General features: G+C 75.1%; 12 protein-coding genes. 5 read left to right on the top strand and 7 right to left on the bottom strand.

The window, feature by feature from the left end; genetic code table 11:
• Positions 1 to 212 precede the first annotated feature (212 nt).
• Positions 213 to 1,715 carry a PLP-dependent aminotransferase family protein gene (locus OG974_RS10360; protein ID WP_327282395.1) on the top strand — a complete coding sequence of 501 codons (1,503 nt, stop codon included), beginning with the start codon at positions 213 to 215 and terminating at the stop codon, positions 1,713 to 1,715.
• Positions 1,716 to 1,781: 66 nt separating this feature from the next.
• Here OG974_RS10360 and OG974_RS10355 read toward each other — a convergent pair whose 3' ends face one another.
• Both OG974_RS10355 and OG974_RS10350 read right to left on the bottom strand, forming a co-directional pair.
• Positions 1,782 to 3,437: a hypothetical protein gene (locus tag OG974_RS10355; protein ID WP_371646256.1), complete on the bottom strand. Its 1,656-nt coding sequence runs from the start codon at positions 3,435 to 3,437 to the stop codon at positions 1,782 to 1,784.
• Between the two features lie 50 nt (positions 3,438 to 3,487).
• Positions 3,488 to 3,682: a hypothetical protein gene (locus tag OG974_RS10350; RefSeq protein WP_030162614.1), complete on the bottom strand. Its 195-nt coding sequence runs from the start codon at positions 3,680 to 3,682 to the stop codon at positions 3,488 to 3,490.
• 345 nt (positions 3,683 to 4,027) lie between these two features.
• Between OG974_RS10350 and OG974_RS10345 the strand changes: the two genes are divergently transcribed.
• Entirely contained in the window at positions 4,028 to 4,450 is a 423-nt protein-coding gene (locus tag OG974_RS10345; RefSeq protein WP_327282393.1) for an ankyrin repeat domain-containing protein, read from the top strand.
• 340 nt (positions 4,451 to 4,790) lie between these two features.
• Positions 4,791 to 6,188, top strand: coding sequence for a HEAT repeat domain-containing protein (locus OG974_RS10340; protein ID WP_328762095.1), 1,398 nt, complete (start codon positions 4,791 to 4,793; stop codon positions 6,186 to 6,188).
• Positions 6,189 to 6,287: 99 nt separating this feature from the next.
• On the opposite strand, the gene OG974_RS10335 is transcribed toward OG974_RS10340, so the two are convergent.
• Genes OG974_RS10335 through OG974_RS10315 form a run of 5 tightly spaced genes read right to left on the bottom strand, consistent with a single transcriptional unit; the run spans position 6,288 to position 9,912 of the window.
• A complete protein-coding gene (locus tag OG974_RS10335; protein ID WP_327282391.1) occupies positions 6,288 to 6,986 on the bottom strand; it encodes a hypothetical protein in 699 nt (232 codons plus the stop codon).
• A complete protein-coding gene (locus tag OG974_RS10330) occupies positions 6,983 to 7,564 on the bottom strand; it encodes an RNA polymerase sigma factor (protein WP_371646254.1) in 582 nt (193 codons plus the stop codon). Before OG974_RS10330 ends, OG974_RS10335 begins: the two co-directional genes overlap by 4 nt.
• 46 nt (positions 7,565 to 7,610) lie before the next feature.
• The gene (locus OG974_RS10325; RefSeq protein ID WP_327282389.1) at positions 7,611 to 8,543 is read right to left on the bottom strand and encodes a biotin-dependent carboxyltransferase family protein; all 933 of its coding nucleotides are present in this window, start codon (positions 8,541 to 8,543) and stop codon (positions 7,611 to 7,613) included.
• A complete protein-coding gene (locus OG974_RS10320) occupies positions 8,540 to 9,157 on the bottom strand; it encodes an allophanate hydrolase subunit 1 (RefSeq protein WP_327282388.1) in 618 nt (205 codons plus the stop codon). The genes OG974_RS10325 and OG974_RS10320 overlap by 4 nt, the downstream gene beginning before the upstream one ends.
• The gene (locus OG974_RS10315) at positions 9,154 to 9,912 is read right to left on the bottom strand and encodes a 5-oxoprolinase subunit PxpA (protein WP_327285573.1); all 759 of its coding nucleotides are present in this window, start codon (positions 9,910 to 9,912) and stop codon (positions 9,154 to 9,156) included. Before OG974_RS10315 ends, OG974_RS10320 begins: the two co-directional genes overlap by 4 nt.
• A 148-nt stretch (positions 9,913 to 10,060) precedes the next feature.
• On the opposite strand from OG974_RS10315, the gene OG974_RS10310 reads away from it, so the two are divergent.
• On the top strand, positions 10,061 to 11,566 hold the full coding sequence (locus OG974_RS10310) for a hypothetical protein (RefSeq protein WP_327282387.1): 1,506 nt from the start codon (positions 10,061 to 10,063) through the stop codon (positions 11,564 to 11,566).
• 304 nt (positions 11,567 to 11,870) lie between these two features.
• Complete coding sequence (locus OG974_RS10305) at positions 11,871 to 12,794, top strand: hypothetical protein (RefSeq protein WP_328762092.1); 924 nt, start codon at positions 11,871 to 11,873, stop codon at positions 12,792 to 12,794.
• Positions 12,795 to 12,823 lie beyond the last annotated feature (29 nt).

Raw genomic sequence — 12,823 nt, 5'->3', positions numbered from 1 at the left:
GCCGCAGTATGCACCGTGTGACCGGTGGGGAGTGAGCGGCCGGATGGCTGCCCGGTGAACGCCGACCGGTGAGCCCGCCGGTGGAGCCCCAGTACCCCCACCCCCTGGTCCGTGTGGACCCCGGCGTGACAGGCTGTCGGTGCGGAAGCGATCCAATACCGGCAGCGCCCGGGGTCGGGCGGGGCCAATTCGACGAAGGTGGACCGGACAACATGGCAGAGTGGACCTCGGCGGTGGGTGCCGCACAGCTCGCCCGTCTCATCACCTCCCAGCAGGAGCGGCCCGGCGTCCCCGGGGCGCGGAAGCTGCCCGCCTACCGCACCCTCGCCGACGGCATCCGGCTGCTCGTCCTCGAAGGCCGTGTCCCCGTAGCCGCCCGGCTGCCCGCCGAGCGGGAACTGGCCGTCTCCCTCTCCCTCTCCCGCACCACCGTCGCCGCCGCTTACGAGGCCCTGCGCGGGGAGGGCTTCCTGGAGTCCCGCCGCGGCGCCGGCAGCTGGACCTCCGTACCGGCCGGGAACCCGCTGCCCGCCCGGGGCCTGGAACCGCTGCCGCCCGAGTCCCTCGGCTCGATGATCGACCTCGGCTGCGCCGCGCTCCCGGCCCCCGAGCCCTGGCTCACCAAGGCCGTACAGGGCGCACTGGAGGAGCTCCCGCCGTACGCGCACACCCACGGGGACTATCCCGCCGGGCTCCCCGCCCTGCGGCGCATGCTCGCCGACCGCTACACCGAGCGCGGCATCCCCACCATGCCCGAGCAGATCATGGTCACCACCGGCGCGATGGGCGCCATGGACGCCATCTGCAGCCTCTTCGCCGGGCGCGGGGAGCGCATCGCCGTCGAATCCCCGTCCTACGCCAACATCCTCCAGCTGATGCGCGCCGCCGGGGTCCGGCTCGTACCCGTCGCGATGGCCGACGGCCTGGCCGGCTGGGACATGAGCGTCTGGCGGCAGGTGCTGCGCGACGCCGCACCCCGCCTCGCCTACGTCGTCGCCGACTTCCACAACCCGACCGGCGCCCTCGCCTCGGAGGAGCAGCGCCGCGCCATGGTGGAGGCGGCCCGCTCCGCCGGCACCGTACTCGTCGTCGACGAGACCATGGCCGAGCTCCAGCTGGACCCCGAGCTGGAGATGCCCCGCCCGGTCTGCTCCTTCGACCCGGCCGGCTCCACCGTCGTCACCGTCGGCTCGGCCAGCAAGGCCTTCTGGGCCGGCATGCGGATCGGCTGGGTCCGCGCGGCCCCCGACGTCATCCGCAGCCTGGTCGCGGCCCGCGCGTACGCCGACCTCGGCACGCCGGTGCTGGAGCAGCTCGCGGTGCACTGGCTGATGCGGTCCGGTGGCTGGGCGGAGGCCGTGGAGATCCGCCGGACCCAGGCCCGGGAGAACCGGGACGCGCTGGTCACCGCGGTCCGCCGGGAGCTGCCGGACTGGGAGTTCGAGGTGCCGCAGGGTGGGCTGACCCTGTGGGCGCGCGCGGGCGGTCTGTCCGGCTCCCGGCTGGCCGAGGTGGGGGAGCGGGTCGGCGTGCGGGTCCCCTCCGGGCCGCGGTTCGGCGTCGACGGGGCCTTCGAGGGCTACGTCCGGCTGCCGTTCACCGTCGGCGGGCCGGTGGCCGAGGAGGCCGCGGCCCGGCTCGCGGCGGCCGCCCGTCTGGTCGGCACGGGCGCGGGCGGCAGCGGTGCCGAGCCCCCGCGCACGTTCGTGGCGTAGGGCGCGGGCCAGGACCGGAGCCGGGTAGGGGCCGGGGCGGGGCCGTCGCCGGGGCGGGGACGGAGCTCAGGGGCCCACGGGCCAGGGGCCGCGGGCGGGCGGGGCCTCTGCCGGGACCTCCTCGTTCTCCTCGGAGTCGATCGACGGCCCCGGCGGCTGCACGATGTGCAGCGGCTTCGACAGCGTCACCCGGCCCGGCCCGCCCGGGGCCGGCAGCTGCCGTGCCGGCAGCAGCTCCTGCACCGCCCGGCGGTGCTCCGGGTGCGTGGCGTCGTCGTACGGGTCCGGCGTGGCGGGCACCTGCACGCGGTGCACGGGACCCGAGCCGAGCCGCGCGTACCCCCGGCCCGGCGGCACGTGCGCCGTCGGCGTGGTGTGCGGCGGCAGCCCGAGCACGTCGGTGATCTGCTGGATCGCGGCCGGCCCCAGCACGACCCGGGCCCGGGTGTGCTGCCAGACGGCGTCGTTCAGCAGTTCCAGGTGGTCGAACTGCTCGGCCACCACGACGGTGACGTGCGCGGCGCGCCCGTGCCGCAGCGGAACCTGGAGCTGGGCGAGGGGGTCGGGGCCGCCCTCGGCGGTCGCGAGGTGCGCCAGCACGCTGGGTCGGTCCAGCACGATCCACAGCGGACGCCGGGTGTCCTCGGGCGCCGGGCGGCCGGCCTCGCGCGCCCGGTGCGCGGCCATCAGCCGCCGCTCGGTCTCGCGCGCCGCCCACTCCAGGGTGGCCAGCGCCCCGGCCGGACCGCATTCCACGGCGAGCACGCCCGTACGCCCGGACAGGCAGGAGAACTCCCCGCTGCCGCCGCCCTCGACGATCAGTACCTCGCCCCCGTGGTGCAGGGCCTGGAGGGCGATCGAGCGCAGCAGGGAGGAGGTGCCGCTGCCGGGCCGGCCCACGGCGAGCAGGTGCGGCTCGGTGGAGCGGGGGCCGGTGCGCCAGATCACCGGGGGCACGTCGCGCGGCTCGCCGTCCTCCAGGACGGGCAGGGTGCGCTGCACGCCGCCCGCATCGGTGAATCCGAGCACGGTCTCGCCGGGCGAGGTGACGAACGGTTGGGCGGCGATCCCCGTCGGCAGCGGTGCGAGCACCGTGAGGTCGAGCTGGTTGCCCTCCTCGTCCCAGTCGAAGTGGTACTCGCGCCCGCGCCCGGACTTGGCGTGCAGCAGGGCCTCGATCCGGGCCCGCGAGGCAGCCTCGCCGTCGGTGAAATAGGCGGGGTAGCGGATCCGGAGCCGGGTGACGCGGCCGGCGTCGTCGAAGGCGTAGTCGCTGAACGCCCTGTCCCACTCGGCGCCGTGGGCGAAGAGCGGGTTCGGGTCCTCGGGGGTGGAGAAGTAGGGCACGAGGGCCTCGTACAGGGAGCCGAGCCGTTCGCTCTCGGCGTCGCTCGGCCCGGTCTTCGCGGGGGTCCGGTCGCGTCCCTGCCAGGCCGCCGCCGCCATCAGGGTGAACAGGGAGATCGGGGGGCCGTAGGGGACGAGCACGACCACGAGGACGCAGGCGGCGCCCAGGAACAGCGCGGGACCACGCTTGTCCTTGGGGGTCTGCGCCCACTTCTGCCGCCCGGCCGAGGCCAGGATGCGCAGGCCGCGGCCGATGACGAGGAGCGGATGGAGGACGTCCGTGGCGCTGTCGACGGCCGTGCGAGCGAGGTCGCGGCCCCGGGCCAGCGATGTGGTGCCGCTGCTGAGGATGCGGGGGAGTGGGCGCCGGGCCACGGGCGTCTCCTGGAGTTGTCGTGGTGCGGGACGGTCCGGTCGGGTCGGCGCTAGAGCTTGATCCCGCCGAGCAGGCTCGCGAGGCTCGCCGTGCTCGCCGTGATGCTCGGGGCGATGGCGGATCCGGCGAGGAAGAAGCCGAACAGCGCGCAGACGAACGCGTGGGACAGCTTCATCCCGTCCTTCTTGAAGAAGAGGAAGGCGATGATGCCGAGCAGGACGACGCCTGAGATGGACAAGATCATGAGAGGTTCTCCTGGTGGGTGGGGACAGTCACCATCAGTTGTTCCAGGCTCACAGGAAGTATCAATGCGATAAAAGGTGCATACGGGTGAATCCAGGCTTTTTTCACTTGGCCGGAGCAGCCCGACTGGCGCGCCCGGCACGAAGGGGGGGCCAACCGGGCCAACCCCGTGCCGACCCGCGCCAACGGGATCCTTGCCTCCGCCTGGCCCCCGTATGTGCAGGTCCGGGCGCTACTCTGGCGATTCACCCGTACGGCTGCAGTGCCGTACGCCCCGCTGCCCGCCCGGCCCGGGGAACCTCACGTCCGCAGCGACGTCAACAGCGAGTGGAAGGCGGTACGACAGATGAGTGAGCACGAGCCCACCGAGGGCGGCTCCCAGGGCGCTCCCGACGAGGACGTCATCGAGCTGGCCACCAAGATCTTCGACCTCGCCCGCCAGGGCGAGACCGAGACGCTCACCGCGTACCTGGACGCCGGAGTGCCGGCCAACCTCACCAACGACCGCGGCGACACCCTCGTCATGCTGGCCGCCTACCACGGCCACGCCGCCACCGTCACGGCCCTGCTGGCCCGCGGTGCCGAGGCCGACCGCGCCAACGACCGCGGCCAGACCCCGCTCGCCGGCGCCGTCTTCAAGGGCGAGGAGGCCGTCATCCGAGCCCTGCTCGCCGGAGGCGCCGATCCGAGTGCCGGAACCCCCTCCGCCGTGGACACCGCCCGCATGTTCGCCAAGGCGGACCTGCTGGACCTCTTCGGAGCCAAGTAGTCCGTTTTTGCCCGTGACCTGGCACGGTCTGACCGGTCCGCCACCTCACGGGTTGGTCACGGCGGCCGTAAATGTGGTCGCGGCGCACAAACCGGCTGGGTCATCATGGCGTCGGATTCGATTCGTGAGCACGGCGGACGGGCAGGGGAGGGCAGGACACGAAGGGTGTCCGGGCCCACCCCCTGCGCACAACGGCCGACGTGGTCGCGAAGCACCGACGAGAGTGAGAAGGCAATGGTCTACATCGAGCGGAACATGACGGCGGACGTCCTCACATGCTGTTACGCGGCCCTGTGAATCCCGATTCCCGGTTGCGTCCCCAGCTTGTGAGGCCATTCCCATGTTCGAACCAGTCATAGCGCCAAGCGGCACCCTGCTCGGGCTCCTCCAGCGGGGCCGCGGCGACGGCACGCTGCACGCCCTCGCAGCGCCCCGGGCGGAGGCCCTGACGGCCCTCAACCAGTGCGTGGTCAGCGATCCGCGCCAGGACTGGCAGGTCGAGAACCGCTCGCTCTACTACGCACGCCTGTACCTCGATCTCGACGGCCCCCTCGCCGAGATCGAGAGCCACCTCTTCAGCGCCGACGACCTCGTCGACGACACGGACCACCGGACCGGCCTCGCCCTGTCCGTCCTGGGCCACCTGGCCTCGTACGGCCGCGACGACGCACTCATGCTGCTGCGCCGCTACGCCGCCTCCGGCGCCAACTGGGCGTGGGCCCTCGACGAGCTCGCCCTGCGCGACGACGACGAGGGGCTGCGCGGCCTCGCCGCGCCCGTCCTCGCCAGGTTCCCGGACACGGCCGAAGGCGAGGCGCGGCTCGCCGCCGCCGTCCGCGACGCGTACGAGCCCCGGCCCTGGTGTCTGTGGGAAGAGTCACCCGAGTACGGCGACCGGCTGCGCGCAGCCCGCCAACAGGGTTCCTTCGACCGCTGGCAGCGCCAGCTCACCCCGAACGGGCCCCGGCCCGGCTGGGGAGTCCAGGCCGTCTTCGACTGGGCCGCCGACGGACTGCGCCGCGGAACCCCGCTGCACGTACCCGCCGCGCGCTGCCTCGCCGCCGTCGCCGCGCCCGAGGACCGCTCCGCGATCCTCGCGGCCGCCGCCGGCGCGGGAGGCGAAGCCGCCCGGGCCACCGCCCTGCACCACCTGGTCCTCGCCGAGCCGGAGAACCCGGCCGTACTGGACCTCATCGAAGCCGCCGGGGACGAACCCGCCGTGGCCGCCTACGAGCGCATGTGCGGCCCCGCCGCCGTCGACAGGGCCCGCCAGTGGGTCCACCGCCCCGACGCACTGGGCGCGGCCGCAGCCGCCCTCCTCGCCGCCCGGGGCGCGGCCGAGGACGCCGGACTCGTCCTGGGCGCCCTGCGCTCCACCGTCCGAGGAGCGGGCCCGGACGCCCAGCGGCTCTTCGCCCTGGTCGACGGGGCGGGCCGGCTCTCCATCGGCTGCGCGGCACCGGTGCTGCGCCACGTCTACCGCGAGACGTCCTCGTCCCACCTGCGCGGGCGCGCGGCGCGCGCCCTGGCCAGCACGGACCCGACCTTCGCGGCCGGCTTCGCAGTGGAATGCCTGTGGGACTGCGAGGAGACCACCCGCGAGGTGGCCGCCCGGCACGCCGAGACCGCCGACGTGCGCGTCGCACCACGGCTGCGCCGCCTCGCGTCGGACCCGGCGGAGGAAGAGGACGTCCAGTCCGCCGTCCGCAGCCGCATCACCCCCGAGTCGGCCGTCTAGGCCCCGACCGTACGCACACGACGCCGTGGGCCCGCCCCCCCGAGGGGGCCGGGCCCACGGCGTGTTCGCGCCCCGCCCCGCTACTCGCGCCCCGCCCCGCTACTCGGGCGCTGGCGCGCCGGTCGGGAGCACGGGGTCCCGGTCCCGGGAGTTGTCGATCTCGCACGGCGTGAGCTTCGACGTCTCCTTCACACCGAAGCTGACCGACTGCTCACTGGTCGGCGGCCGGTCGGGCCACCCGAACACGAGGGTGTAGCCCGGAGGCACGGTCCGGGAGTTGATCTTCAGCACCATCTTGTTGCCGTCGCGCTGGAGCACGTCGCTCTCCAGGTCGTGGGTCGTGGTCCCCGGAAGGAGCTGCGGCCCCCGGTAGCCCCCGCTCGGATACGGACACTGCGACTCGGACTTCTTGGGCATCAGCACGACGGTGACCCCCAACGCCCGCAGCTGCTCCACCAGTCCCGGTACCTGGCTGTGCCGGGGCATGTCGAGGGTGATGGTTCCACTGCCGTCCCTGGTCGGCGCGGGCGAAACCCCGGCTGCGGACGCGCCCGTCGGAGGGGGAGAAACCGCCGGCGCGGGCGTCGAGGACACCTGCGCGGACAGTGAGCCGTCCCGTCCGGAGCCGGGCACGGTCACCACCAGCCCCGCCGTCACGGCCGTCGCAGCCGCCACGGCCAGCGGAATCCCGTACCGCCGGGCGAACGAGCGGGCCGGGGCGGGCGCCGGTACCTGCGGCATCCTCGCCATCAGCGCCGCCTTGAGCTTCTCCTCGAACGCAGTGGGCCTGTTGTTCATCGGGTTGCCTCCAGACGGGATCCGGGAATGTCGGGCACGGGGACCACGGAGCGCAGGGCGCGCCGGGCGCGGTGCAGGCGTACGCGGACCGTCGCCTGCGTGACGCCGAGGGCCTGTGCGGCCTCGGCCGGGGTCAGTTCGTCGACGACCACCAGGTCCAGGGCCGCGCGCAGCGGCTCGGACAGCGCCGCGTGGCGCTCGGCCAGCGCCCGGAACGCCCGTTCGGCGTCGATCCGCTCCTCCAGCGCGGCCACGTCCTCCGCTTCGAGCAGCCTGCGCCCGCTGAGCCGCGCCAGGGCGCCGCTCTCGCGGGCCCGGCCACGGGCGTGCCCGGCCAGCACGTTGCGGGCTATGCCGAACAGCCACGCGACCGGCGCGCCCCGGCCGGGCCGGTAGCCGGCGGCCGAACCCATGGCGGCGAGGAAGACGTCCGCCGTCAGGTCCGCCGCGAGGTGCGGGTCTGCGACCCGGCGGGTCACGAACCGGAGCACGTCGTCGACGTGCTCCTCGTAGAACGCCCCGAATCCCTCGGGCGTGGTGAGATCCGGTGACCCGGTCTCCCGTCGTGGGCTGCCCACCCGACACCCTCCCCTGTGCGCGGGGCCCGTTCGGCCCCTCCCACCCCTACTTGGCCGAAGCCCTCCCGAGCGTTTCGTGGGCCGCCGCCCGAGCCCGCAGGCACGGCGTGAAGCGCACCGGTACCCCCGGCCGGGCCTGGGCCGCCGCGTCCAGGGGCGGGCCCGCGGGGATCACGCCGATGACCGGGTAGCCGCCGGTCACCGGGTGGTCGGCCAGGAACACCACCGGCAGGCCGTCCGGGGGAACCTGCACGGCGCCCAGCACCATGCCCTCGCTCGGGAGTTCACCGCCGCGGCTGCGCACGAGCCGGGTCCCGGCCTCGGTGCGCAGCCCGATGCGGTTGGACGCCGGCGAGACCCGGAACTCCGCCCGCCACAGGGCCGCGATCGAAGCCGGCCCGAACCAGTCCGCCCGCGGCCCCAGCCGCAACGGCAGCACCAGCTCGGTCGGCGCCCCCGGCACCCGCAGCCCGTCCGCCCCGCAGACCGGGTCCGGTCCGGCCGGACCCACCGGCAGCACCGTCCCGGCGGCCGGCACGCCCGGCCCCAGCCCCGACAGCAGGTCCGTCGAGCGACTGCCCAGCACCGGCGGTACGGCGAACCCTCCCCGTACCGCGACGTAGCTGCGCACCCCCGACTCCGCCCGGCCCACCTCCAGCACCGCCCCGGCCCGAAGCCGGACCGGAGCACCCCAGGCCGCCGCCCGGCCCTCCACCCGTACCGCACAGGGCGCGCCCGTGACCGCCACGGTCACGGGGGACAGCGCCCGCAGGCCCACCCCGTCCAGGGTGGTTTCCAGGACGGACGCGTCCGGCGGGTTGCCCAGCAGCCGGTTGGCCAGGCCGTACGCCCCCGTGTCCAGTGCGCCCGACCTGGGCACCCCCAGGTGCGCGTAGCCGGGCCGGCCCAGGTCCTGGAGCGTGGTCAGCGCCCCCGCCCGCACCACCTCCAGCGCGGCCCGCGGCCCATCGGCCCTCACCTCGCCACCTCCTCGAACCGCACCCGTACCCCCGGCGCGAACAGCGCCGCCGGATCCCGCTCCGGATCCCACAACACCGCGTCCGTACTACCGATCAGCTGCCAGCCGCCGGGGGAGGAGCGCGGGTACACCCCCGCGTACTCGCCCGCCAGCGCCAGCGAGCCCGCCGGGACGGCCGTCCGGGGCGTGTCCCGCCGCGGCAGGTGGAAGCGCTCCGGCAGCCCCGTCAGGTAGCCGAAGCCGGGTGCGAACCCGCAGAACGCCACCCGGAAGTCCGTCCCCGCGACGATGCCGGCCACCTCCCGTTCCGCGACGCCCCACAGCCGGGCCACGTCCGCCAGGTCCGGCCCGTCGTAGCGCACCCGGACGGTGACGAGCGGCCCCTCGGTCTCCACGAGCGGCGGCACCCGCCAGCGGGCGATCAGCTCGGCCAGCGCGCCCGGCTCGGGCACACCGTCCAACAACACGGTCCGAGCGGCCGGCACGACGTCCCGTACGCCGCCCAGCTCCCCCGCCTCCCGCCGCCGGAGCAGCTCCGCGTGCAGCGCGGCCACCTCCTCCGCCGAGTCCAGCTCGATCAGCAGTGCCTCGCCGCCCACCACCAGCGGCCTCATGCGAAGGCCTCGATCCGGACCCCCGCGGCGCCCAGCGCCTCGCGGACCCGCAGGGCGAGCTGCGCAGCCCCCGGGGTGTCCCCGTGTAGGCACAGCGAGCGCGCCGCAACCGCCACCCGGGAGCCGTCGGCGGCCGTCACCGCGCCCTGGGCGGCCATCCCGACGGCGCGCGCGACCACGGCGCCCGGGTCGTGCAGCACCGCCCCCGGCTCGCCGCGCGGCACCAGGGTCCCGGCCGGCGTGTACGCCCGGTCGGCGAAGGCCTCCGGAACGGCCGTGAGCCCCGCCGCCTCGGCGGCGGACAGCAGCAGTGAGCCCGGCAGGCCCAGGACGGGCAGGCCGGCGGCTCCGGCCGCCATGCGCACGCCGGCGACGACCGCGCCGGCCTGGTCGGCGTCGTACACCGTGCGGTTGTACAGCGCGCCGTGCGGTTTCACGTACGACACCCGGGAGCCGGCCGCCCGCGCGAAGACCTCCAGCGCCCCGATCTGGTACGCCACCTCGTCGGCCAGCTCGCCCGCCGGGACGTCCATCGAGCGCCGCCCGAAGCCCGCCAGATCGCGGTACGAAACCTGCGCCCCGATCCGTACGCCCCGCTCCGCGGCCAGCTCGCAGACCCGCCGCATGATGGACGGGTCCCCGGCGTGGAAGCCGCAGGCCACGTTGGCGCTCGTGACGACGGACAGCAGGGCTTCGTCGTCGGTCAGTGTCCAGCGCCCGAAGCCCTCGCCGAGGTCGGCGTTGAGATCGATCAGAGGTGTGATCATGGAAGCCATGCGGTGAGCGTAGAACAGCGCCCGCGCGGCGGCGGCGGGTTCGGCGGCACGTCCGGCGGGGCCGGGACCGATCCGGCCGAACCATGCCGTTTGGGATGTTGTCCGTGTCAGCGCCTAGTCTTTGTCCGTGACTCTCCCCGCCCCGGCGAAGCCCCTTCCGTCCCCGGCGCCGGGCCCGGCCGCCGACGAGGGCCTGGCCCGGCGGCTGCGCGCGCTCGCCTGCACCGCCCCGCTGCACGACCTCGACGTACGCAAGGCCAATCTCGCCGGCGAGTACGGGATCTACGCGATGGCGGAGGTCGCGCTCGCCGCGATCGACCTGGTCACGCTCAACATGGACTTCGACACCGGCGCCGACCACGAGCAGATAGTGGCCAGGCTGCTGCCGCGCGTCGCCGCGCAGGCACCGCACCGCCCCGCGGCCGAGCACGAGCGGGTGGCCCGCTGGGTGCTCGAAAACCTGATCAACGTCGGCAGTGTCGACCGGGGTTTCCGCGCGATCTACGGCACGTTCGGGCCGGACGGGGTGTACGTCCGCCGGGACTACGACTTCAAGCTGATCGAGGAGGTCCCCGGCTACGGCGGGGCGGTCTACCTCCGTACGACGGACGAAGCCGTCAACGTGCTGGTCGGCGCCCTCGACACGGACGTCACGAGCGCGCAGATCGCGGCCGAGGTGAAGCTGGAGGTCCTCATCAGCCGCGGCCGGCTCGCGGACGCCCAGCTCGCCGCCGAGCAGGCCCGCTACCGCACGGTGCAGTACGCGGAGACCCTGCGCCGCACCCTGGACGCGACCCGGCGCAACGTCCGGGCCGTGGACTGGCTCCAGTCCGTGCCCGACATGATCGAGGAGGCCCTCGACCACGTCGCCGACCGCTACCGGCACGAGAACGCGATCCTCACGAACATCCGCAAGGCCAGGGACGAGGCCGAGGAGCCGGAGAACAAGCGGCGCGCCGCAGAGCTCGTCGACATCGTCAAGGACTGCATCCGCCGCCACACCCAGCTCCAGTCGCGGCTGCTGGACGCGGGCCCGCTGTTCCGCGCCGAACAGGACCGCCAGGCCTTCGCAGCGCCCGCACCGCGCTCCGGGATCGACCTGTACGGGCAGCTCGTGGCCCCGATCCTGCCGCTGCCGGTCGCGCAGGCCGGCCGGGTCACGGACGCCTTCTTCGCCGCGGGCACGGGCCTGCGCACGCCCGTCTGCGTCCGCGTCGCCGACCTCGTCGAGATACTGCTGACACCGCCGGTGGAGCGCGAGCACCTCGGCGCGGAGATGCCGGAACCGGACCTCATCGCGACCCCGGACGACAGCCGCTTCAGCGAGGAGCAGCTCGCTGCCGCGATGGAGCTCCTGGACCTGCCGCACGACGCCCCGCGCCGCCTGTCGGGCCTGCTCGCCGAAGCCAGGCGGAGCGATCCGGACCTGCCGTACCTGGTGGCCCTGCTGGCCGTCCATGCGGCGAGCCCGGCGGTCGGCACGGCGTACCGCCAGGGCGAGGAGCGGCTGCTCTTCGCGGTGGACGACGGCACCCGGCTCGACGACCCCGAGTTCGGCGGCGCGGACCTGATCGTCGGCACGGCCCTCCTGGACGCGGCCGCGATGACCGCGGACCGCACGGAGGCGGCGTGAGCTCCGGCACGGCCGAGCCCCCGCGCCGGCCCGCTCCCGAGTGCCGGTCCGCCGGGCACAGGTCCACTCCCGGACTCCGGTCCGGCCCTGGACTCCGGTCCGGCCCTGGACTCCGGTCCGGCTCGGGACGCCGGCCGGCGCCCGGGCACCGGCACGCGGCGGGCGGCGCCGGCCGCGTCGCCGCATCGGGGGCCGGCCGGGTCCGGCCGCACGGCCGCACCGGCACCACCGCCCCCACGACCCCCCTTCGATCCGCCCCTGACCGCCCCGCACGCAGCATCCGCACCGCCGAGGAGACCCACCCGTGAGCGACCACCACGCCGAGCACCCCGCGTGGAGCGAGCGGCACCCCGCGTGGAGCGAGGCCGACGCGCCGTCGGCCTCCGCCGCGCCCGCCCCCGGCGGTTCCGTCACCCCCGCCGACGCCGCGGACGCGGCCCGGCTCGTCGCGTTCGGGCTCCAGCCCAAGCTGCTCCCCGCCCGCGACGCCGAGTACGCCGAGCTGCTGCGCCGCTACCGCGAGGAGCCGGCGTTCGGCCGCCTCGCCGACGCCGTCGCCACCGGCCTCGGCCTCGTCGTGCTGGAGGTGTCCCCGCGCGCCGGCATGGCCGTCGCCGCCGGTGAGGACTCCGTGTTCGCCGTCCGGATGGGCGACTACGCCCGCCGCACCACCGCCGACTCCGCCGACCGGTTCCTGCACGGCCTCGCCCATCTCGCCGTCGCAGCCCTCGCGTTCCCCCGCCCCGAGGACCTCGCCGACGACGGCTACATCGGCCGCGTCACCGTCAACGGCGTCGACGCCTTCGTGCGCCAGACCTGCCGCCGCCTGGAGGAGCGTGCCGAGGAGCTCGGCGAGAACACCGACCCGGCCACCGACGCCCCCGGCCTCGAAGCCGCCTGGCGCGTCTACGCCCGGCGCAGTGCGACCGGCGCCACCAAGGACGCCCGCCGCCTGGCCGGCTCCACCACCGGCATCGTCGGCAAGGCCGCCGCGTTCCTCACCGACTCCGGCTTCCTGCAGCGCACCGGCGACGACGCCGGCGGCACGTACCGCACCACCCCCCGCTACCAGCTCCAGGTCCGCGACATGGCGGGCAGCGCGGCCATGGCCGAACTCCTGGAACTCGGCGTGGTCCCCGTCAGCGACGGCTCCGCCACGCTCCTGCCGCCGCCCGAGGGCGACGACCTGGAGCTCGCCGCCGACGCCGGCCTGCCGTTCCACGCCTGAGCCACCTGCCCTCCGTACCCAGAACCACC

The organism is Streptomyces sp. NBC_00597, assembly GCF_041431095.1.
Classification (GTDB): domain Bacteria; phylum Actinomycetota; class Actinomycetes; order Streptomycetales; family Streptomycetaceae; genus Streptomyces.
This window is presented reverse-complemented; position numbering and strand designations above follow the sequence as displayed.